Source organism: Vibrio sp. 10N, from assembly GCF_036245475.1.
GTDB lineage: Bacteria > Pseudomonadota > Gammaproteobacteria > Enterobacterales > Vibrionaceae > Vibrio.
The window spans coordinates 408845-430797 of sequence record NZ_BTPM01000002.1; the positions used below are offsets into that span (position 1 = coordinate 408845).

The following is a 21953-nucleotide window of genomic DNA, read 5'->3' on the forward strand; positions in this document are numbered from 1 at the left end:
TCAAGCAAAACCAAGTTCGGTCATGCTTTCTACGCATAAAGTCTCGATAGATTTGATTGATGAAAGTTGTGCCGGATTCATTTGTCCACCGAAAACTCGATAGGTAAATGAACTAGCAGACTTGAACGAAGATAGTTCTTTTTCTATTTCAGGTACAGTGGTGCTAACAACACTTTTCACCTTTATAAGTTGGGCTTTGACCTCTTTCAGGTGGTGAGTGGCTTCAACTTTGAGCTTTCTGAATTTCTCAAGCTCTGTTACTAGTTTGTGTTTTTCAGCTTTGATTTGTTTCGCCTTTTTATAAGAGCTCTTTGTAGAAAAATACACTAGTGGCGCAGCTACAATTCCACCAAGTACCCAGAAGCCACCGGACATGCCTGCACCGCCGGCTGCGAGAGACCCCCCACCGAACCATGCAAGAGTGGCGTTTGTCGCTGCGATTCCTGAAAGAGAGGAAATTGCTGTACCAGTGGACGCGCTACCTATAATAGATACGATGCTCCAAGCGCCAATTGCGGTGCTTCCACCAACTAAGCCACCAAAACCATTGGTTAAAATAGAATTATATTTTGTATTGAACTTTCGCACTTGAGAGTGTGGAGTTGCTTGCTTTGATGAATTTTTGAACTGATAGCTAGAATTAGTTTTTAACACCTTTTCTGCTTTCTTCATTGTGTGACTGTAGTGTGCTAGCAAATTACCGATTTCATCCAAAATGTAGTTTGTTTGCTTCTGTAAATCTTCTAGTTCATTGAGTCCAGGTTGATAGAGTGCATCATAAATGTCTGAGTAATGTTTTTGCTGAAGAGCAAAAACATAAGAGCCACCAAGGGAGGTAATAGCCCCGAGTGCACGACTAGTGTTCCTTAAGAAGCTTTTTGTTCCTTCTAATTCAACGAAGAAAATGTCTTCAAAACAACTATCGAGTGCATGGAATGACTCATTTTCAATTTGTGTCGGGGTTTTATCACGGCAATCGACTAGGTTTCTGTAGGCGGTGATAGAGTTTTGAGTAGACTTAAGTTCGGATGGGTAATTCTTTGGTGTATATGTGTACATGAGTCATAGTTACTTCGGATATCTTTTGGTGTTAATAATATCAATAAGGGAGAGGGGTTGATAGTTCACTACAACTTGTTTGGGCCGACCTTAAAGCGATACGGGTAGCTCAATCATCGTAAGACACTTGAAAATTGGACTTAAAGTAGATTGGCTTCACATTTATTGACATTGAGCTGACTTAGGAGTGGGGTGAAGTAAACAAAGATAGTAAAAACTATCAATGAGTTATTGACCTAAAATTACATTTCCAAATGGTTTTTGGGGTATGTATTTTGCAGGTTGATTGTAGGTGGGCTCAAGATATTGGATACTATGCTGTATTGATGTTTTTGTAATTATTGAAGCAAATATGAATACGCGTCGTATCTTCGTTACCGCCTTAATCCTATTCAGCCCTCTTTCCTATAGTACCACTCAAATAGCTGCAAAAGATGCGCCTTTTCATACCGGCGAAACTGTCATTGCATGTGGTGAGCTTGTGCAAACATCCCGCTTTAAGCGCGGTATTTACCTCAACCTTGAAGCTCGTTATCCGAAGCAAGCATTAACGCTAATCGCGTGGGAAGATGACTTGTCTCAGTTCAACCAGCAGCATGGTAGTTTTGATAAGTTGGTTGGTAAAACAGTATGTGGTAAGGGAGTTATCACTGAGTATAAAGGCCGCAGTCAAATGAGTTTGTATAATGCTTACTCATTGATGGTTAAGTAGCTAGCGAAGTAGAAAGATCACCCTCTAGCTCGCATTAAGAATAGGCTAGTAGTAAAAAATTCATATGTATAGCAAGGAAATTAAGTGCAATCCGAGATGAGTAACTTTAGTTTTTTAGAAATTGTGAAACCTGAGCTAGCAAACCTTGGCTCTAGCGCTGAGCTTTATTGTCATGATGATAAGCAAGCTGCACTTGTCAAGTTGCGATGCTTTACTGAGCTGGTTGTAGGCGATATTTATTCACATTTATCGCTTATACCTCCTGTTCAAGATGACTTATTTAACCGGCTACGTAGTCTTGAACTTAAAGACGCAATTGGTGATAACGCTATATGGGCAAAATTAGATCTTTTGCGTCGCAGAGGAAACAAAGCTGCACACTCTGCCAGTGGTGAGTTAGATATCTCTGAAAAAGATGTATTTTGGCTGATAAAAGAAGCATATTTGATTGCGCGTTGGTACGCACAAACTATTCTTAATGAGCCACTGACGCCACCAGATTTTATAGAGCCAGAGAAACCGGTGGATCATACAGCTCGTTTAGAACAAGAATTGTTGTTACAGCGCCAAGAGCTTATACAGCGAGAATCCGAACTGCATGAAAAGCTTTCTTTAAGTCAACAAACCTTGCAGCAGCAGACGAATGAATTGCTAGCTGAACTGCGCACTAAAGATGATGCCCTATCTCAAGTAAAAAGAGAGCAGGTATTGTTGCAAGCTGAATTAGAAAAAAAGCAAAAAGACTTAGTTGCTACACAAGAGGTCGTGGCTGACTATCACTTGCGTGAAGCGTTTAAGCAAGCAAGTGTGAGCTCTGCATCGAGCTTTGATCTTGATATGGAAGTCACTCGTCGTAATATTAATATCTTTGAATGCTTTGAAGATATGAAGCTGACTAATGATCAGAGTATGATCGTCGAGCAAATAGGTTCACTTTTCAACGACAAAAACCAAAATGTATTCTTACTTAATGGCTATGCAGGTACAGGTAAAACTTTTATTACGAAAGGAATTACTCAGTATTTAGAAAAAATTGGGCGTGAATTTACACTTATGGCGCCTACGGGCAAAGCGGCAAAGGTTATTTCAGATAAAACGATGCAACCTGCCAGTACAATACATCGGGTTATCTACAACTATGACAATGTCAAAGAATATAAAGTAGATGGTGTTGAAGGCTCAGAAACTTACCGTTGTTACGCTGAGCTAAAAGCTAATGTTGATACTGCTGAATCGGTTTATATCATTGATGAGGCATCTATGGTGTCCGATCGATATTCGGATGGTGAATTTTTCCGGTTTGGTTCAGGCTACCTATTAAAAGACTTGCTCAAATACATCAATATTGACCACAACGATCATAATAAGAAAATTATCTTTATCGGAGATAATGCACAGCTACCACCTGTTGGCATGAACACTTCCCCTGCCTTGGATGCAGAGTACCTCAAAGAAAAATATCAAGTGACCGTAACTTCAGGACACTTAATGGAAGTGGTGCGTCAAAAAGGTGATAGTGGTGTTTTGACTAATGCAGATATGTTACGCAGTGGATTAGAGCAAAATATTTTTAATAAACTGCAATTTCACGTCAATGAACGTGACGTTCTTGAATTAAAGTCGAATAAGCTGCTTAGTACATTTTTAGACTCATGCGATGGAAAAGTTAGCCGAACAGGTGAGAATGTGATTATTGCCTCGTCGAACCGACAAGTATCTGAATACAATCGCTTAGTACGCGAGCACTTCTTCGGTGATCAACTGCAGATGGTTAAGGGTGATAAAATCATTTCAGTAGCCAACCACTATCGTGCTGATGCCAGCATCACCAATGGCGAATTTGGTATGATTAAGGATGTCTTGTCACCACAATCAGAGTTGGTCAGTGTTGTTATTAGTGTAAAAGGTGATAACGGGGAAATGGTCAAGCGAAAAGTGGATCTTAGCTTTAGAGATGTCGTGCTGGGCTTTCGCAACGATTATGGAGAGCCTTTTTATTTTGAAGCCAAAATCATTGAGAACCTGCTTTATAACGACCAGCCTACTTTATCATCTGATGAACACAAGGCACTCTACGTTCACTTCTTAAATCAAAACCCTGAGTTAAGGCGAAGAGGTAATGAGCAAAAACTTCGAATAGCACTATTGCAAGACCCTTATTTTAATGCATTTAAAATTAAGTTTGGATATGCCATTACTGGTCACAAAGCTCAAGGTAGTGAGTGGAAAAATGTATTCCTGCAGTGTCAGACTCATCAAAAGTCCTTAACTAAAGATTACTTTCGTTGGTTATATACGGCAATTACCAGAGCGTCGGAAAAGTTATATGTGATGAATCCGCCACAGTTACGTTTAGGGGGAGGGATGAAGATTTCAGGAGGATATCAACCTAAAGTTAAAACTTTATCTTTGGAAGATGCAAAAGTTACTGAAATTACACCACCGCGCGTGAAAGAAACAGACACTGTGATACCACAGACATTTAAATTACAAACAGATACTCCACAGCTTGAGAAGTTACTACAACTTGTTACATCGTGTATTGAAGGTACGGGAATCGTTGTAGCGGATGTGCTGCATTACAATTATCAAGAGCGATATGTATTGCAACGAGGTAGTGAGCAGGGCTCCATCAGCTTTAACTATAAAGGAAATTGGAAAGTATCGGGGGTTAGAGGGGTAACGCAAAGCGGCTTTGAGGTTGAACTTTTGACCTTGCTGAAGCCTTTAGAAGGTAGTCTACTTGACGTTGCTAAGCCCTCTGATGCTTCACATTTTCATTTTTCAGAGCCCTTTCTAGAAGAGTTTTATCATAACATTCTTAGCCAAATCCAGAGCATTAAAGTGGAAATCAACCGAATTGAATCACGTTCGTTTTGTGAGAGGTATGTTTTTGTATGTGGCAACGAGCTGGCAGTAATAGAGTTTTGGTATAACAAATCGAGTCAGTTTACTAAAGTACAGCCTATGCCTCAGCTAAGTAACTCTACACGACTTATTGATGAGGTTATTGAACATATTGGAGTGTTAGCATGAACGAACCCGCCAATCGTACAGTCAATAATTTGAGAAAAAATGGTGATTTGCAGGGCGCTTGGGATTTTGGTTTTAAAGCATTACAGGGTGCCCCTCAAGATAACTACTTGAAAGGTTCTTTGTTCTGGGTTTGCTATGAGCTTTTGAAACAGCAACTGGAAAACTTGAATAAACGCGCAAATACGTCTAACAACTATCGCCCTACTGATTTTGAGTTCGAGCAGATTGAAAATCTATTGCAAACCATTGTTAATTTGGACATAGCCACTGGTGGCTTGGAGTACAAAATGCTGTTGGTGCAATTTAAAAAGAGTTTGGAGTGGTTCCCAAGTTTAGTTCACCTCGTACTCAGCCATCAAAGCGCTTTGTTTGATGAAGATACGAAAAAACCTTTTAAAGCTGAAAAAGGTGAAGTGCCTAGTTTAATGCTTTCCACTGCTCGACAAGTCGCCAGCGCTTGGCTCAGAGCGAGAGACCACTGGCAACTGGACCTTGAGCTTGTGTTGGCATTTTTGAATCAAACACGTGAGCAAGCTGCTGATACCAAACATATGATTTGGCTTGATTACGACCAGGCAAAGTGTCTCGTTGTTGCTGGACAATATGAGCAAGCGCGAAATTTAATTCTTCCTATTTTAAGAAAGAAACAGAGAGAATCTTGGGCATGGGGTGCATTAGCAGCCACATATACTAATCAAGATAAGCATTTAGCAATAAAGTTTTTTGCCAAGGGGATTGTATCAGCGCATGATGTGACCTTTAGCTTGCGATTGTTGCAAGGTATTACTCCATTACTGTTGTCCAATCAGCAATCAACAGAAGCGTCGATGTGTCTAAAACTTGCAATATCTACCTATGAAAAGAACGGTTGGAAAGTTAAACCTGAACTACAACAGCAGACGCAGCAAGAATGGTTTGATTCGAGTGTTGACGAAACGAACCTCAATTCTTTTCTCAAATCGCTATGTACTGATGCTATAGATTACCTACATGGTCCATTAGAAACCGTTAAGGCTATCGTTGAGAACATCCATAAGTCGGGTAAGGGTTTTCAAGCCTTTATTGATCGCTCGACTTCGTTACCTGTTCGAATGGGAGTGCATAAGAGTAAGGAAAAACCGAGTGCGGGAGATTATGTCGAGTTGTCGTTATCTACTACTGATGACGGAAAAGAAGTTGTAAATTCAATCCTTAGCAAAGAAGTAGCGATGGATGATGTTTCTTTTGTTGAAGGCGTTTTACGCATTGCCCCAAAGGGGTTTGGTTTCGTAGAGGGAACCTTTGTTCCTCCTTTTTTGATTGGCAATTTAGCTAACGAAACCACAGTTCGTGCAATGCGAATTATGGCTTGGGATAAATCAAAATCTCGCCATAACTGGAAAGCGATAAAGTTGACGGAACTAAACACCAATGAATGATAGATTGCCTTTAAGGGAAACTGAGCGATGTAAAACAGGAGAAAGCGCCAATGACTGACCAACTGTTTGCCGCCATAGAATCGGGTAACCTAACGTTATTGAAGGATACTATTACACAGCAGCCTGCACTGGTTAATACCGTGTTTGATGAGCAGGAAGCAACCCCATTTGAGTTGGCATTGAAATATGGTTTCTCATCATTGGCCGAAGTACTCATCGAGGTGGACGGTTTCGATATAAACCATTCAGGCCATAACCCACTTCGACTTGCCATCGATCTTGGCTTTTTGAATATTGCCAAGTCTTTGTTAAATAAAGGCGCTAACCCAAACTATCGACCGAAGCAATTGAGCAGTGCATTATTACTGTGCTTGGACAACGAATATTTTGAACTCGCGGAGTTGATGGTCGAAAAAGGTGCTGAAGTTAACATCCGAAACGACAAGGGTTGGACGCCATTAATTTGGGCATCAATGAAAGGCCGAATTAAAGCGGTTGAATTTTTGCTAAAGCACGGTGCCGCAGTCGATGTTTGTAACAACGATGGTTGGAATGCGGTAACGGGTGCCTACTTTAAACAACGCTTAGAAGTCGTCGACAAGCTCCTTGCTCATGGGGCGGTGTTTAGTGCGAAGTATTCAGAAGCTGCCATGCTGTCAGCGTATCAAAATGGGCATATCAGCATCGCTAAGAAGCTACTGGCCGATGGCGTTAATCCAGATGTTGAAAACGAAGATAAAGAAACCATGTTGATTATCGCCATTACTAAAGGTGATGATGACATGATCAGAGCGCTCGTTGCTGCGGGTGCTAACCCTAATGCAAGAGATATGAATTCTCGGCCAGCGATATTATTGTTGGCTAAAAATGGTAAAGATGAATTAGTTTCACTCTTTATAGATAACGGAGCAGACGTTAATTTATCTACCACTGAGGGAGTTAGCGCTATTCATGCTGCGACATTATATAACCACAAAACTACGATTGAGCTGTTGTTGGAAAGTGGAGCTAATATCAACGCCCTCGCAGGTGAAAGCAAAACAACGCCATTAATGATATCCGCTCAGAATGGGTACTTAGAAGTAGCTAGTCTATTAGTTGATAACGATGCAAATATTGCTCTTAGAACCAAAGACACAAATAGAAGTGCTAAATCATTTGCAATGGAAGCTGCACCAAAAGTTGGTTTTGATAAAGAGGTAATTGACTCAGCACATAAAGACATTATTTCTCTTTTGACGTTGAGTGGGCATTTTATTGATGTTGAGTAAAGAGTCTATCTTTGATTCTGTTCACCGCGGCTACCGTGAACTAGAGTTCGCTAGCAACGATGAAATTGAGGATTACTTTGCTGATGTCAACCCCGACGTTATGTCGGGGCATATCAGCAATATCAAAGGCATGGTGTTTGAGCAAGAAGTTGCTACTGCACTTAATGAGCAGGATATGAATGCCGTGCTCTTTGAAGCCACTAACCATCCTGTTTCTGATATTGCATTAATGAGTGACGGTGATATCGCAGCTGAAGTGCAGTTAAAAGCGACTGATAGCGTTGCTTATATCAACGAGACGCTTGCTAATAACCCAGATATACCAGTCATTGTAACGAGCGAAGTCGCCGATAGTTTTGATAGTACCATGGTGATTGATTCTGGAATTGATAATGCGGTGTTGGGCGAGGCCGTGGCAGAAGCCCTGTCTGATGATGTGGTAACTGATATTGCTGAAAGCGTAGCAAGTGATACAGTCAGTGAGGGATTGGCAGAGGCAGTTGCCGATGTTGCTCTGCCTATTAGCCCTATTGGGATTGTTGGAGCATTGTTCGGACTTCCGTTTTTATAGGGAACAAATAGGGTTAAAACATCCGCTGGTGTTGAGCTAGGAAGAGCATTAATAGAAGGCAATCCGTTAACTTCTTTGCAAATTATGTTAAGAAGGGCGCTCAGCTATATATAGAGGACAGCTTCAAACCAGAAAATGGCAGGATCAAAATGGACAAGACCGGTATACCACAGAGGTTGTCGTTAGGTGGCCTAGTGGTAATGTGCAGCTAGTGGGGAATCGCCCGAGTTCGGGAAGCGATTTAACAGATAATACATTGTCGATGTCACCTCATAAGCCGCAAGAAAGTCCAACGGTTCTGCCTGAAAATAGAGAGAGCCAAGGTATGTCGGGTAATCGTCTTACCCCTAGTTCGCCAGAGAGCAATTTGACTGATTACGATGATGATATCCGTTCTAGAGGGTTACACAGTACAATGCAGAGTTTGCGCTCAAGCACATTTCTATCAATTACACTACCTCAATTGTCTATCGTTTAAACGAAGACATGCCAGACGCGTGAAAGCGCGAATAATTTCATATATATTTGTAATCAATCAGTAAAGAAAGGGACTACAGATGATTTTTACGGTTGATGGCGACAATGGAATGCCCAAAATCCTAGTTTTAGGAGTTGGTGGTTGCGGGTGCAATACCTCTTCGACCATTGGAGATGCCATCGAGGATGATAACCTTAAAATCATTAACATCAACACAGATGCCTCGGCTCTTGAGCGTTGTAAATCGGGCGAAAACTTCTTGATTGGTCGCTCGCTGACCAATGGTTTTGGTGCTGGAGCAAGACCGGAAGTAGGGCTTGATGCTGCAAAAGAGAACGAAGATGATTTGAAGGCGCTGTTTGACGGTCAAGATATTATCTTTATTACTGCCGGTTTAGGTGGTGGCACGGGAACAGGTGCGACGCCTTTCATCATTGAATTGGCCAGAAACAGCAACAAGCCAGTCATATGTATTCCTACCTTGCCGTTCAAGACAGAAGGCGAGCTTCGAATGAAGAATGCCTTAGAGGGCTTAAAGCAAATCAAACAGTTAGCAAATGCGGTCGTCACGTTACCGAACGATAATATACTTGAAACGTTGGGTGAGAGTGTTGGTGTGTTCAGTGCATTCAAACATGCAGACCGAATGTTGGAAGATACCCTTCGTGCTTTGATTGATATGTTAACCAGTACAGGTTACGTGAATATCGATCTTAATGATTTTATTACTGTTATGTCTCAGACGGGTGATGCAATTTTGGGCACGAGTAAGGCTGATGACCAGTCTGCTGTAGAACTAGCTGTAAAAGCCGCCGTAAACAATCCAATATATCAAGATCGCGATATGACCTTGGCGAAGGGCGCGTTGGTGCAGGTTAATGTCAGAGAAGAAATCACGGTGGGCACCTACAACAAGATCAATGACACCATCACAAGTATGCTCAAACCGAGCACTCTCCTCGTTAGCGGTATTACTGAAAAGCCGGATATGCAGCATCTGATTGAGATCTTCGTTATCGGCACAGGTATTTCAGATACAGAGGAAAGTGCGCTAGAAGGTTGTCAGTCCATCAAACTTGCTGTCTCTAATGAGACACCAAAAGATACCGTCAGCCAAACTGAAGCGCCTGTCACTGTAGAAAACCTTGAGACGAACGTTAAGGGTAATACGGTAGCAGCAACTCGCACAGAACCAGAAACGCGCAGAGAAGCAATGGAATACCTAAATATTCCAGCGTTTTTGAGAAATTCTAAAAAGAACTAATGGGGCGTCCACAATGCTTAAGCTTCCGGCTTTTTACTGGAAAGGTGTCGTCACATTTGCTTGAAAAGAAAAATATGAAACGCTCGCTAATTGGCCTTTTAGGTTTGGCGCAACTAATACTGTGCTCTTTACCCGCTAAGGCGGAGGTAGAGCCATATCCGTATCACCTGGCTCGCATTACATTAACTGAGAAATTGGTTATCGAACAAGATAGAGAAGTGGTTAGTCTCGCTGTTGATGGCTCTGAGATGTATCATTTTCTTCAACAGCAAATTGAAGAGCAAGGTATCTTCTTTTTGTCGGTTGAACTTCCATGGACATTGGTACCTGAACGAGTGTTAGTTACTGATTATCAGCACGTTTCTGAAGATGGTGAAAACTACTACGTCCCGATGGAAAGTGCAGAGTATTTCCTTCCAGACTTGGCTGGCTTTGAACAAGGCTTCAACCGCAAGCGAATGTTTAGGTTTAGCGAAAGCACACAATACCAAGGCTATTATCAAGCCTTTAAAATGCATTGCTTCAGCAGTATTTGCAGCTATCAGCTGAGATTGGTATCACCAGAACCTGAGCGTGCTGCGGCAACCTATAAGGCCGTTTATCCCCTCCTTGAAGGCAGCTATGTAACCGACCCAGATTTTCGACTTCTGGATGTCATTTATGAAGACTGAACAGTCGGCATTGCTCGCCTTTCAACTCGGAAAAGGTACCGATCACCAAGGGCGATTCATTAGCGAGATATGGGACTTCAATAGTTTTTGGCTTGAGCACGACCATAAGTACATCCAGTGGCTATTTCCAATCGATGCGCAAACTAAGTTCAACCGACATGCGCCAGTTTTGACCACAGATGACAGAGCTGCATTTTTTGAGTCGGAGGTGCTTCAGCAAGTGCAACGAAAATCTTTAGATTTGTTGCTGCACTTTTTTGGTTTGCAGTGGCAAGAGGGGGAAATCGTTCCTAGCGCTCAGTTAAACATCCGCGAGCATATTTGGTTGAAGCGGGGTGGCCATAACCATCTTCGTATTTCACGAATCATCAGAAGCCTTGCGCTTTGCGGACAACACAAGCTTAGCTACCAATTTCAACAGGCTGTGATTAAGGTTGCGAAAGAGTACGGAGAGGTTAGTGAGGAGTCGATGGGCTACTGGTTGAAGGCAGCGGCTGACTTGGACTCGGACTTATAAAGAGAGTTAATGAAGTTGTGAAACCGTGGCCAATCCGACTTGGCCACTGCAGTCTATAATGCCAAGAATATGTTTTTAATGGATCATTTTTCAGTATCTTACCGCCTTACTTGAACGTACTGTTGAAGCTTTCTCGTGTGCAATAAGTTTTTTTATCGCCTGATTAATAACGATAATATCGTCTAGATCTGTCACATTGTCGACGGCATCGAGCAACGATTCTTTACTGCAAGGTGGGATCCTTTCGATATTTTTTATTTTTCCACGTGTGGTATTTTTAAGAAGATCAAATGTTGAATGATTCATGTAATAAGCCTGAAGGACGTTGTTGTAGTATTAGGAAAACGTTTGCGCGAAATATATACATTTTTGTCAGATACTTCAAATACTGCCAGGGAATGCATTTGGATTTTCCCATTCCCGTCGTGAATGTTTCTTGTCCGTATTTTCGAACGTGAATGTTAACCTTATGAAGTAAAAGAATTAATTAGTACTCTGTTTCGGTATTTATTTACAGACTTGCTAAGTAATGAATCTATTATTGTGAACTCGCGCAAGTTCTGTAGGGGTAATGAGCGGTAGATGTAGGGTGATAGTAATAAACCGTTGGCTTTATAGAGTTGGTAGATTGCAAGTAAAACTGGAAGGAGCCCTAAGGCAGATCTCAGGGCAATACGTTATCTATTAATGTGGCCTTCATTGATGACAAGCTCGTAATCATTACAAACTTGTATCAGTATTTGTCTTGCTCTTGGGTTTAACATTTTAACTCGACGACTGGTCCAGTTTTCTGCAATGTATTTTCCTACTTCAAGACCTGCCGCAGGGAAGTCACTGAAATATTCCATTAAGTAGGCCTCTGCTTCTTTTAAAGACAGTCCATTCTTATCCCAGTCGGCCATTCTTTGTCCAGTGAGGCTATACCAATCGTTAAATGAATGAGAAGTGGCATTCATCATATTTTCCTTAATATTCATAGTATTAAAAAGGTTGTGTCCTGCTACCAATACATCAGTTTTACTGAGCGTAAAGGTGTTGGTTCATTTCTTTTTTGGTTTGACAACTAATACAGTGTGTACACGTGACATCAAAGGCTAAGCGAGCCGGTTCGATGTCGTCACCACATGCGTGACAATACCCATAATCATTCAAAGACAATTTTGCTTTAGCGAGAGTTAACGCATTTGCGCGTGCATTCAAACGACCCATAATCGTGTTCAGTTGGTAATGGTGTTGCAATTGGTCAGCTGTGTCACAGCAATCGCTAGATTGAACGGCGGATTGGCTTAACTGTGCGCGGGTATTGTCGATACTCGCTAGAGTATGAGTAAGCTCTTCTTGAATACGAGCTTCAATGTGATTCAAATCCATGTGTTGTTTTCCTTGGCTTGTATGCCTTTTATGCGCAAAAAGCTATTTGTCAAAATAAATAAAGTAGCCCCGAGAGGTAAAACCATCATCGGAGCCTAAATTGACGCAGTAGCCCCCATGCTACTTATGTTGCTCCATGCAAAATCATCCTTAATGAACTGGCTGATATCGTTCAGCTTCTGGCTCCCATCGCTGTCCTAGCGGTGTCCATAATTATTCCTTGGAGTTGCAGTATCCTTATCAGGCCAAATCGCCATCCATACGCGGTGTCCTTATGATTCCGTTCTGGTTTTCCTATCCTCAAAAACCATGCCTATCTCTAAAGGCATTCCTTGTACTCGACTAGCACCGTCGATGAGAGACATTTTACGTGCTTAGGGAATGAAATGGGTGTTAACGCGAGGTAAAGATTGATTTGATAAAGCAATGTACGGATTAGTAGAACGATAAAACAGAGGGTTATGTGTATGGCCAAGTAGGTTTAGCAATGAATCCAGATGCATTATGTCCATTGCTATGGACGATCTCTTACAAGTTTTGCTGACATTGGGACTATGAGCATCTTGCCAATGTTACCAGGAATTCACGCACCCAATGGTTTGGGTTCGATGTATGGGTGTGAGATTTTAACACCAAGTTGATTCCTGTATCTTGTAACTTGGGCAAATCACGCACGGTTTAATGCGATTTCGTTGTAATGTACGATGAAATCTTGTCAGCGAGATCTCGATTAATATTGTTGCAGTGCTTACTGAGGAACTGGCGCTCAGCGAAGGCTGAGTGATGCGATAGGTCAACGTCACCATAAACGAACCAAGAATCTACGTTTAATTGATGAGAATGAGCTAATAAGCGTCTGACTGGGTCTGCATCATCAAGCCTCATTCTTCCTACCCAGTCGATATCCGGTGCTAAGATTTCTTCAGGAAATACGTGGTTATTGACGAGATCTCTATATATCTCTGGGTTGTCGATAGGGTAAAGTAAATACCCGTGCTCTCTTGCTGCTGTGGATAGAGCATTTACAGCCTTAACGTCGAACGGTATGGTTTTGAACAATTGAGACTGAGTTAACCCAATGGTAGTCGCTCCAATTTGCGTCAGGTAACTATAAGAATATAGAGTACGGCGGGCCATAAAGTATAGAATTTTCATAATGCGCACATCCTTAGTTTGAGTAGATCATTGACTTGGCAATGTCTGCGACTTTTTTCAGTTCTCGCAGTTCTCCGGTAAGCATCAAATCAAGAGCACGTGAACCACCGAGAGCGGGGTGAAGGTTCTTTTTCGATACCCAGCTGTAAACACTTTCCTTGCTCGAAAAAAATAGACTTAATGATGAATGGATCGACAAAATGTAGCTGACTCGTATCAAGCTGTCGTTTTCAGGCTCTTCGAAATAGTTTGTGTTCAGTAGTCGATCCACCTGATGTTGTGTACACCCCCATTTTTCTAGGATTTTGGTCGCTACTTTGAGTGATTTACGTCTTTCGGTGTGATGGATTTGAGCAAACATTTCAAAGCCCTCAGGTGGGTTAAACACAACTTGAGGTTAGCATAGGGCAAAGGAGTCCTCTAATAATATTGTGTTTCCAGTGTCAAACTGAAAGTTATATAAAAGTTAACTTTTTCAGATGGTTATGTATAATTTGAGGTTGTTTCGACCCTGGTTGTTCTCTACTATTTCTGCTAATCGTCGTTAAATTGGCTCAAGTGATAGAAATTAACAGTTGCTGTATGAAAAATGCGCACTCGCATTAAGCAGTATTTTCATTAACTCACAGGCTTAGACTTTATTCTTCTGAATTTAAAGGGGTATTTTATCAGTGTCTCGATTGAACGGTGTTACTGGTTTTGGTTGAGTTTTGTACACAGTTTTAGTGGATAACTTGCAATAAAACGTTTGCTTCATAGAGTTGATATATTGCAAGCAAAACTGGAAAGAACAGTGAATACATCAAGGGGAACACGTATTCACTGAGGCGAGTTCCCATCGCTAAGCCATACTCATTAACGGCGAGCTACCGACTACCTTTTGTAACTTTAGTTTATGTGCAGCGAACTTCAAGGAATATGCGGCTGTTTAGAGCTTTCATAGTGACATCGAGATGACTTGTGAGTAAGGTTGGTAGATGCTTTCAGTATATAATTGTCGTCATATCAGCAAGAAACGGCAGCGTGATTTGTGACCATTAATCAACTTAGGAAGACGTTTTGTTAGTATTCAATTGCACTAAAGCCGCTTCGGACTTTTTTACTGTTTCTCGTCGAGGTCAAAAGCAGACACCTATTGAAGATAAACCCACCGAATCCATTTCCGACGTAGGTACTACTTTTGAGCCCATTTCACAGTGGCTTGTGCATGTCATCAAGGTCCAGCGAAAAAATGTGATTGTAGCGATGCATGTACATACGCGTTATGCGATGGTATTTTGCGGCGTGAAGAAGGGGGATTGGCTTGAATTTACCAACTTACTTGTCGAGCGCCTGTTTAACAATCTTCACTTTTTTATGGAGGAGTTTGAGTGGGGCGATGATGACAGCTTTCATGAGATGTTTAACTGCTTCCTTACTCTTCATCCACGTCCTTATTTCTGCCAACGAGGCGACCGCAGCGTGCAAAGCCATATTAATGATGTAGCTTGGCAATTCGAAGACCGTGTTTATCAAGTGGGTACGCTGCCTGATAATGAGTTTGAATCCGCTTCGTTTGACGAGTGGGTGAATAGCTTGCTTCGCAAAACTAAAGTAAGTAAAGATTACTTCTATCCTGATGAAGAGATGTTCCTGCAGTGGGCAAGCCATTATGGTCAGTTGCACGACAATGAATTGGAGCTAGTTCGTCCGTTTTTCTCCTCCCTACGTTGTCAAATGATAGATAGTATTCAAGGTGAAGCAAAAATAGCGGAAATCCAGGCACAAATGGAAATGGTTGCGGCCTCGATGACGAATGAAACGTCACAAGAAAAAGCGACCATCCCAGATAACGTGGTTGATCTCTTTGCTTTCAAAAGTGACGTTAAGCATTAAGTGGAGACCTAGCATCTTAAATAGGTGTTCCTTTTAGGGGGTCGATTCATCCCCACCATTTAGGTTCATCATCATAATCCCCATCATATGGAACAAATGTAGCAAAAGTGGGGATGATCGCTTAGTTTTTGACTTGTTGTTCATTCGTGAACTAGGGTGCGCTAACTCTAACCTAACCGCCCCTTGTGCTTTTTTACTACGCCCTGATGGCTTCCTCTCCTTGTACGTTTTAATACCTTTGAGGGCATCGAGCCATTCCGGTTTTTTAATGCTGCTATCGAGGTACTGCGTTGCCGCGCGCCAGTGAGATTTAGGGATAAATAAGTGGGTTGTCTCAAGAAATTTGCTCAACTCAATGGGTGAGTTGAAATGGATACCTGAGCGAGAAACACTGGCGTGGTTGAGGGCGTACTTAATGGCATCGACAATAGCTTCATGGTGTAGCTGGTGGTGTTCTTTTAGATCTTTTATGTATTGATTCTGCGTTTTGATTTCTATGGAAGTTTTGAGTGCTGAGGGCAGAAGTTTCGTCGAGCGGGCATTAGAAAAATGACGGGAGTATTGCTGACCAGCCGACTCCGTGGAAAATGCTTTGATGTGTTTGGCATTGCTAATCCACTTGTCTAATGTTGTCTCGCTGATTCTTAGCCTCGCACAAATATCTTCACGGCTAAAGCCTTGTTGGTAACGCTCTAGAGCACTTTGGCAAACCGGAATGGAACGGAGTTCTTTATCCTCTTCAATATGGAGCTTGGGAACAATACCATTGTGTATGTTTGTTGATAGCTCTTGAATCGCGAGCTTTTTCATCAAGTAGGGCAGGACATATCGTTTGAGTCTTTTCTCAAGTGGGACCCTTTGAGGCAATAAGCCCACTTGGCTCATTGCGCCTTGAGGAAGTGAAAAGTCGATCTCTCTCAGTTTTTGAGCAACGATCCAATCAGAAAAATGGAAGTAATGCTCAAAGGTCATCCGTGGCGATTCATGACCCGCCATAGCGGCGATGGCATCGTAGCCGTTCATGGCCGATCGTCCAAACACGATGTCTTTGATTTTCTGGAGCTGGCTTCTATCGTATGGGGATAACTGTTGGGGTAGTGATCTTAAGTCATCGACTTCCAAGATAAGTTGCAGCCTACTTAGACTGCTATGGCGAAGGTGATGAAACACAAAATAGTTCAATTGGGAAAGGGACTTGAGCAGTTCCCCTACAAGCATAGACACTCGAAAGCTATCTACGGGAAGCTTTGCGTCAGCACCAAGCGAAAAGAAGGGGTGTTTTTGTCCAAGTTGTTGTTCCTGCTTGATATGGTAATAGTCGTTGATGATTTTGGTTTCGTGCTCAAGCAACATTGGGTAAAGCGGTACTTTCCGTAAACTCGCTGCGGTTTTGTTTTGACCAAGGTGATTATCTCGAACGGAGAGCCAGCCAATTCTGGAAGGCTCAATGTCTTTGATTCGTAACTTGACCAATTCATTGAGTCTTAGGCCGCATCGATAGGAGAGGATACACATTGATTGAAGGCACAGTTTATCGGCTTCATTTAGCCCCTCAGTAGAAGAGATACCGTTAAGTAGACCTGTGAATAGTGCTTCATCGACAAACGCGGCGCGAGTATGGGCTTGCGTAGGGTCAGTGTGCAAATAGTCACTCGAAATAGGCGTAAGCACATTGGCTTCCACAGCAAAAGCGTGTAAGTCTTTAAGTCGACCTGCAAAGTACTTCTTTGACTTGTCTGTCGTGTGGCTGTCGATGGTTTGCTTATAGATTTGTTCCAACTCTTCACTGTTGAGTGAATTCAGTTGATATCTTTCGCTAAGGTAAAGCCATTTGCGTGTTAGGCTCGAATGGTACGCTTTTAAGGTGCCGACACTGCAAGAGTCTAGTTTATGGCGATACCACTGGATGAGTAAGCGTTGGTTTATTGCTTCTTCACTCGATATTTCCGCTATCAACGTTTCCAGGCTTTGCTTGAGTGTTGCTTTGCTCACTGGTTTGAGGGTTCCTTTGGGGCGCAAACAAGCTTTTAGCTTGTCAAAGAGTTCAAGGTGTTGTGATATTGGTTTCGCATTCTTTGCGCTTAACTCAGAATCTGAGGAAGCCGAAGCGGGGGTAACGTCGATATCCGTCAATGGATAGACCATTGGGTGAATCAAGCGAGCAAGATTGCTCGGCGGAAGACCGTAAGACTTTGTTTTGCTCACCTGGTATTCAATGAGCGCCTGGCTGATTGCTAAATCAGATTGGTTTTCTGCCACGTAGACCGAGGATTTGCAAAGTTGACTGAAAGTCAGGTCGCATTGATTTCTTGTCAATATGGTGCCCAACTCGCCTCTATCTCTAGGCGCCTGCCAATTATGGCGCTGCCACCGTTTCCATAAACGAAGTAAGCCAAGTGTAATAGGGTGAAGGTAGCAATGAAATTGGGTGACTTTCTTTCTCGCGACATCAACATTGGTGTTAAACCGTTCAGAGTCGATGGTTACGCTAATAAAAGGCGACTGATTCCAATGATGCACTGTGACGTTTGAGCTAGCAATTAATCGTTGGAAGGCGTCTACAACATCAGGATTCGCTTGGCCGCTATGATAGATGAGCGAAAGGATGAGATTTCGAAAAGCTTGCTCTTTGGATGGAGCGGGCGACTTCAGTAGCTCACCGAAGTACCAATGTTGATAGAACTCATAGCCTTTCCAAGCACTCTGCATCCAATCGAGCGTGCGCAGTGGTTTAGGTGACTTTTTGGTGACAATGTAACTTGGAGGGCTGACCTTCCAGTTATAGAGTTTTTGATAACTGAGGACGTTTTTTACACCGATGTTAAAGGCACGTCGGTAATCGCCAATTCGCCCAAATATGTGGGTGATGTCATCGATGAACTTCGCCCAGTCTTTATAAAAACGTTCAGGCTTCGGCACTATGACTGGGTTCGGGAAATATTTTTCAAATACTTGCTGTGCTTTTTGATTGACTCGCTCTATCTGGTTCAGTCGATTTTTACGGCGAGCTTCGACACCAATCTCAGTCATAGGTGGCCTCCACGCCAATATCTAACAGGTGTTCGTTAAGGATGTTTGAGATCGTCACCATATGTTGGCGGGTGAGCGTACTAAACTCGTGAAAACTGCGCTTCGATTGATTCATGTGTCCCATCCAGGCGTTAATGACTGAGGTGTCAACGCCCTTTGCCGTTAATAGTGACCGAGCGTGATGCCGTGCCCAATTGGCTTGGAGAGGGAAGACAGAGTCAATGAAAAATGTGTAGTTTGATGGTGTACACGGCTCATACTGACTTTCTCTTAAGTAGAAAAAGAGATGAGTCTCACCTGTGAGTAAACGTTTATACTCGAGTGATAGCTCTGGTTGAGTGTTGGCGAGCTGTAATACTCGTCGCTTGCAATAGCTCAAATAGTTGTCGAGGATTTTAATCGTGATGTCTGGAAGCTTGATGACGCGGCTATTATCACCAATACCGGACTCTTTGTCTGAAATCCAATAGTCGCCTGTTTGCAGCGATAGGTGCGTGATTTTTCCAAACCAACCGGTGACGGGGCGATAGCCTGATGCAATCGCAAGAACAAGCTGAGTGTAAATTGTGATGTTGTTATGGAAGCATTCATCTTTTGGCTGCTTTGAGTTCAGTTTTGACTGAAGGTGGGCAAACAATGAAGACAAAACGTCCGTTTCAATATACAAGGGTGAACCAAGTGATAAAGGACTGGGAATTTCATCGAACAGAGTTAACGCGGAGGGAACTGGGGTTAAGTGTGATAGGAAGTCCAAGTAACGGTTGTATGTTTGAAGTAGGTAGCCATCAGAAAGCTGTAGGTAAAACACAGCAGGTATGGTGTTAATTGGCTCACCTGTAAGCAAAGCAATAATGGTCGAGTCAACATTTTCATGCGACAGCTTCTGTCTGAGATAGGATGTAACTTTTCTCAGTGTTAGATGTGTATCATGCCGCTTGTTAATGTAACTGAGCAACCCTTTCAGCTCCGCTTCTTCCACACCCTTGAAAGTAAGGCTGCTCAAGCTCTGACAGACAATCTGCGGTAAAGGCAACCAAAACTCTTCCGAGGTTTTTGTCAGAAGGGGTAGGAGCTCAGCACGCTGCTTTTGAGAAGGCAGCCTGTGCTTTCGGCAAAAGCCTACGAGCTTTCGGTGCGAGGAGCGTTTACTTTTCAGCTTTTTGGCTTGGGTGTAGGTACTGCCGCTAAATAGCATAACAAGCAGTAACTTGGCTGCCATCAAAGTGTTTGAATTGGTGCTGATTTGTTCCATGCAATAGCGAACCAAGGCACCTATTTCATAAATAGTCGCACTGTCTATATCGCAAGCAAGACTCATGTCTCTCTTTTCAATGCGAGCCTGAATGGCGCGAGCATGCAACGCCCCAGCTGCATAGCTCGGTTGAGTGTGGGTGTAGCTGCTCACTATACTTGTCGTTCGACTGCTCTCACCGTGGTGGTCTTCTTTTTGCCAGCTATGACTCGTTGATTTGGGGCCTTCGTTGAACTGTGTTAGCTCAAATAACCCTTCTTCACCATCGTCATCGAGTGTTTTGAGTTCACCTTGTTCAAGTCGACCACTTTTTTTGAATTCATTACTAGTAACATTACGAGTGTAGCCGTCCGAGTAGTTTAAAGTGGACTCATAGGGCCGGCGATAGTGATTAAGTTTGTCGACCACTTGATTTGGAGGACGATCATCATTCTCTTCATCAACAAGAGTTTGAAACGCTTCTACAAGCTGGTGAAAATTGAGCTGTTCAATGTCTGGCAAGTAAGCGGCCATTGTTTCTCGTTTACCATTGGCAAATAACCTCACGTCATTACAGATGTCTTTGATTTTGGATTGATGCGTGCCAATAAATGAAAGGCGCGCCACGGATAAAAAAGTCAGCGCTTTATATTGGTCGAATTTGTTGCGGTCATAGGAAGTAAGCAAAAGATTGGATGACAAGAAAGCAGGTAGATAGTGGACACCAAGATTCTTACTATTCGAAATTGAGATGACTATGTCGTGCAAATTTGCCGAAACCGGCGGGCGTTGTACTCTTTGGGCCTCTGAAACAAGAAAGGGGATTTCTGGGAACTCGTTTCTATATTCTTCTCTGATGATTGCACATAGCCGAATGACTTCAGTTGCGATAAGGGCATTGTGACTCTCGTCGAATGGGAAGAGCTGCTTTAGAAAACGCTCGATATTCTTGTGTTTAAACCGCTCTTTTACACCTTCAAACATCTCGTTTTTTCTCCCGTACCAGCTGCTCAAAAATGGAAGGTTCTTCATTAGACGGCGTTTCTTGGGTTTGGGCTTTTGCGTTTTGCTGAGCGAGAGAACTTCTCGAAGAGTGTGTCATGTCGGAGAGCTGTTTTTGACTCAATTTATTCTTATCAAAAAGAGATTTAATGATGGTGTTGGGCGCCTGTTGATTAAGAGCTCGACGAAAGTCTTCTGCTGATTTGTTGTCGATTGAGGAAAGCATCGCGCGTAACACGGCCAACCAAGCTCTTTTCTCGACTTCAACATCACTCATCTCATCGTGAACAAGCACTTCGCAGTCGACGAGCTTCAGCGTTGTTAATGAAAAACTGAAGGATTCAAATCCGGAGATAATGGCGATTTTGTTGTTTGATATGCGCACGGCCTGAAGTGTGAGACCGACATTAATCTCATCTAAAGACGACTGCTGCATAACCGCTTTATCCACCCAAAACTGCCGAGAATGAAAGAACGAAAAGGCGGGTAGGGCAGCCCTATGAATCAAAAATTCTAATCGATTTTTTGAACGATTCGACAAAATATGAGACATTTCAAACGCTCGTTTAAGTCATAAAATGTACAATAAGTGTACATTACTCGAGACTCAAAATTAAAAAAATCGATCAAAAATGGTGAAAAATGAGATCGAGATTTGGTAGGGTATGCAACGGTAACTATCTGAAATGTCGTTTAATTTGAATTATTCGACAGTAAAAAATTGAGTGGGTATAATGCTTCCAAGCTGATGATGCGGGTTCGATTCCCGCTGCACGCTCCAAGTCTTCCCTTTATTTCAATAGCTTAATAAACAATAAGTCGCCAGTTATACAACCAGATATTACGGTGTATTTAGTAAGAGATAGAAACCAGTAGCTCATCAAGTGCCTGTTTGCTTGGAAAGTTACCGCGAGTATTGGATTGAGCTCGTTTGCCTTCTATTCATTAGCTGAATGGTTGACGGCTATGCTAGGTGATCTCGGTTGCAGTAATACAGATGCAGGGCATCTATATGGGCTGTTGCATTTATCGACGCAGTTTCTTTCAAAGTGTAACAATCAACGTAGACTGATCTTAATCTGGGTATTGACGGTGTTTGTGGCGGTTATAGATTTGGCGACTTACTCACAGCTCGTGCTTGTTTGGGTTACGCTGCTCGGGCTAGCAAACTGTCGCTATATTTCATTGCTGGCGAGGCAATCTGCTGTGCGCTAATTTGGCCGTTAGGGGTACTAAGATAATAGACTAGAGCACATAGTGTGATGAGCAACTCGAATATAGCAAAGGTATGC

At 42.5% G+C, this 21953-nt stretch carries 17 protein-coding genes and 1 pseudogene; 10 read left to right on the top strand and 8 right to left on the bottom strand.

Features of this window, described 5'->3' with window-relative positions; genetic code table 11:
• Positions 1-1059, bottom strand: coding sequence for a hypothetical protein (locus AAA946_RS17990; protein WP_338166157.1), 1059 nt, complete (start codon positions 1057-1059; stop codon positions 1-3).
• Between the two features lie 352 nt (positions 1060-1411).
• Between AAA946_RS17990 and AAA946_RS17995 the strand changes: the two genes are divergently transcribed.
• The 9 genes and pseudogenes from AAA946_RS17995 (at position 1412) to AAA946_RS18035 (ending at position 10997) form a co-directional block, all read left to right on the top strand.
• A complete protein-coding gene (locus AAA946_RS17995) occupies positions 1412-1771 on the top strand; it encodes a hypothetical protein (RefSeq protein ID WP_338166158.1) in 360 nt (119 codons plus the stop codon).
• A gap of 84 nt (positions 1772-1855) precedes the next feature.
• Positions 1856-4807 (top strand): AAA family ATPase, encoded by a 2952-nt coding sequence (locus tag AAA946_RS18000; RefSeq protein ID WP_338166159.1) that lies wholly within the window; start codon positions 1856-1858, stop codon positions 4805-4807.
• Positions 4804-6225: a DUF7017 domain-containing protein gene (locus AAA946_RS18005; RefSeq protein WP_338166160.1), complete on the top strand. Its 1422-nt coding sequence runs from the start codon at positions 4804-4806 to the stop codon at positions 6223-6225. The genes AAA946_RS18000 and AAA946_RS18005 overlap by 4 nt, the downstream gene beginning before the upstream one ends.
• A 50-nt stretch (positions 6226-6275) precedes the next feature.
• Entirely contained in the window at positions 6276-7496 is a 1221-nt protein-coding gene (locus AAA946_RS18010) for an ankyrin repeat domain-containing protein (protein ID WP_338166161.1), read from the top strand.
• Positions 7486-8067 carry a hypothetical protein gene (locus tag AAA946_RS18015; protein ID WP_338166162.1) on the top strand — a complete coding sequence of 194 codons (582 nt, stop codon included), beginning with the start codon at positions 7486-7488 and terminating at the stop codon, positions 8065-8067. The genes AAA946_RS18010 and AAA946_RS18015 overlap by 11 nt, the downstream gene beginning before the upstream one ends.
• An 83-nt stretch (positions 8068-8150) precedes the next feature.
• Positions 8151-8258: pseudogene (locus AAA946_RS18020) on the top strand (single-stranded DNA-binding protein); the annotation flags it as partial.
• A gap of 366 nt (positions 8259-8624) precedes the next feature.
• Positions 8625-9809 carry a cell division protein FtsZ gene (locus AAA946_RS18025; RefSeq protein ID WP_338166163.1) on the top strand — a complete coding sequence of 395 codons (1185 nt, stop codon included), beginning with the start codon at positions 8625-8627 and terminating at the stop codon, positions 9807-9809.
• A gap of 74 nt (positions 9810-9883) precedes the next feature.
• The gene (locus tag AAA946_RS18030; RefSeq protein WP_338166164.1) at positions 9884-10480 is read left to right on the top strand and encodes a hypothetical protein; all 597 of its coding nucleotides are present in this window, start codon (positions 9884-9886) and stop codon (positions 10478-10480) included.
• Positions 10470-10997, top strand: coding sequence for an opioid growth factor receptor-related protein (locus tag AAA946_RS18035; protein ID WP_338166165.1), 528 nt, complete (start codon positions 10470-10472; stop codon positions 10995-10997). The genes AAA946_RS18030 and AAA946_RS18035 overlap by 11 nt, the downstream gene beginning before the upstream one ends.
• A gap of 677 nt (positions 10998-11674) precedes the next feature.
• Here the strand turns inward: AAA946_RS18035 and AAA946_RS18040 are convergent.
• The 4 genes from AAA946_RS18040 to AAA946_RS18055 all read right to left on the bottom strand — a co-directional run bounded on the left by AAA946_RS18040 (position 11675) and on the right by AAA946_RS18055 (position 13884).
• A complete protein-coding gene (locus AAA946_RS18040; protein ID WP_338166166.1) occupies positions 11675-11956 on the bottom strand; it encodes a hypothetical protein in 282 nt (93 codons plus the stop codon).
• A 58-nt stretch (positions 11957-12014) separates the two neighbouring features.
• Positions 12015-12368: a TraR/DksA family transcriptional regulator gene (locus tag AAA946_RS18045; RefSeq protein WP_338166167.1), complete on the bottom strand. Its 354-nt coding sequence runs from the start codon at positions 12366-12368 to the stop codon at positions 12015-12017.
• A gap of 678 nt (positions 12369-13046) precedes the next feature.
• Entirely contained in the window at positions 13047-13523 is a 477-nt protein-coding gene (locus AAA946_RS18050) for a hypothetical protein (protein WP_338166168.1), read from the bottom strand.
• A gap of 13 nt (positions 13524-13536) precedes the next feature.
• Positions 13537-13884: a hypothetical protein gene (locus tag AAA946_RS18055; protein WP_338166169.1), complete on the bottom strand. Its 348-nt coding sequence runs from the start codon at positions 13882-13884 to the stop codon at positions 13537-13539.
• Between the two features lie 698 nt (positions 13885-14582).
• Here AAA946_RS18055 and AAA946_RS18060 point away from each other — a divergent pair.
• Positions 14583-15398: a DUF6933 domain-containing protein gene (locus AAA946_RS18060; protein WP_338166170.1), complete on the top strand. Its 816-nt coding sequence runs from the start codon at positions 14583-14585 to the stop codon at positions 15396-15398.
• Between the two features lie 33 nt (positions 15399-15431).
• On the opposite strand, the gene AAA946_RS18065 is transcribed toward AAA946_RS18060, so the two are convergent.
• Genes AAA946_RS18065 through AAA946_RS18075 form a run of 3 tightly spaced genes read right to left on the bottom strand, consistent with a single transcriptional unit; the run spans position 15432 to position 21214 of the window.
• On the bottom strand, positions 15432-18428 hold the full coding sequence (locus AAA946_RS18065) for a tyrosine-type recombinase/integrase (RefSeq protein ID WP_338166171.1): 2997 nt from the start codon (positions 18426-18428) through the stop codon (positions 15432-15434).
• The gene (locus tag AAA946_RS18070; RefSeq protein ID WP_338166172.1) at positions 18421-20643 is read right to left on the bottom strand and encodes an integrase; all 2223 of its coding nucleotides are present in this window, start codon (positions 20641-20643) and stop codon (positions 18421-18423) included. Before AAA946_RS18070 ends, AAA946_RS18065 begins: the two co-directional genes overlap by 8 nt.
• A complete protein-coding gene (locus AAA946_RS18075; protein WP_338166173.1) occupies positions 20636-21214 on the bottom strand; it encodes a hypothetical protein in 579 nt (192 codons plus the stop codon). Before AAA946_RS18075 ends, AAA946_RS18070 begins: the two co-directional genes overlap by 8 nt.
• Positions 21215-21953: the final 739 nt, after the last annotated feature.

Bases quoted from the DNA above. Each gene is read 5' to 3' on its own strand.
- AAA946_RS17990 (WP_338166157.1), bottom strand. From the start codon at position 1,059: ATGTACACATATACACCAAAGAATTACCCATCCGAACTTAAGTCTACT.
- AAA946_RS17995 (WP_338166158.1), top strand. From the start codon at position 1,412: ATGAATACGCGTCGTATCTTCGTTACCGCCTTAATCCTATTCAGCCCT.
- AAA946_RS18005 (WP_338166160.1), top strand. From the start codon at position 4,804: ATGAACGAACCCGCCAATCGTACAGTCAATAATTTGAGAAAAAATGGT.
- AAA946_RS18010 (WP_338166161.1), top strand. From the start codon at position 6,276: ATGACTGACCAACTGTTTGCCGCCATAGAATCGGGTAACCTAACGTTA.
- AAA946_RS18015 (WP_338166162.1), top strand. From the start codon at position 7,486: ATGTTGAGTAAAGAGTCTATCTTTGATTCTGTTCACCGCGGCTACCGT.
- AAA946_RS18025 (WP_338166163.1), top strand. From the start codon at position 8,625: ATGATTTTTACGGTTGATGGCGACAATGGAATGCCCAAAATCCTAGTT.
- AAA946_RS18030 (WP_338166164.1), top strand. From the start codon at position 9,884: ATGAAACGCTCGCTAATTGGCCTTTTAGGTTTGGCGCAACTAATACTG.
- AAA946_RS18035 (WP_338166165.1), top strand. From the start codon at position 10,470: ATGAAGACTGAACAGTCGGCATTGCTCGCCTTTCAACTCGGAAAAGGT.
- AAA946_RS18040 (WP_338166166.1), bottom strand. From the start codon at position 11,956: ATGATGAATGCCACTTCTCATTCATTTAACGATTGGTATAGCCTCACT.
- AAA946_RS18045 (WP_338166167.1), bottom strand. From the start codon at position 12,368: ATGGATTTGAATCACATTGAAGCTCGTATTCAAGAAGAGCTTACTCAT.
- AAA946_RS18050 (WP_338166168.1), bottom strand. From the start codon at position 13,523: ATGAAAATTCTATACTTTATGGCCCGCCGTACTCTATATTCTTATAGT.
- AAA946_RS18055 (WP_338166169.1), bottom strand. From the start codon at position 13,884: ATGTTTGCTCAAATCCATCACACCGAAAGACGTAAATCACTCAAAGTA.
- AAA946_RS18065 (WP_338166171.1), bottom strand. From the start codon at position 18,428: ATGACTGAGATTGGTGTCGAAGCTCGCCGTAAAAATCGACTGAACCAG.
- AAA946_RS18070 (WP_338166172.1), bottom strand. From the start codon at position 20,643: ATGTTTGAAGGTGTAAAAGAGCGGTTTAAACACAAGAATATCGAGCGT.
- AAA946_RS18075 (WP_338166173.1), bottom strand. From the start codon at position 21,214: ATGTCTCATATTTTGTCGAATCGTTCAAAAAATCGATTAGAATTTTTG.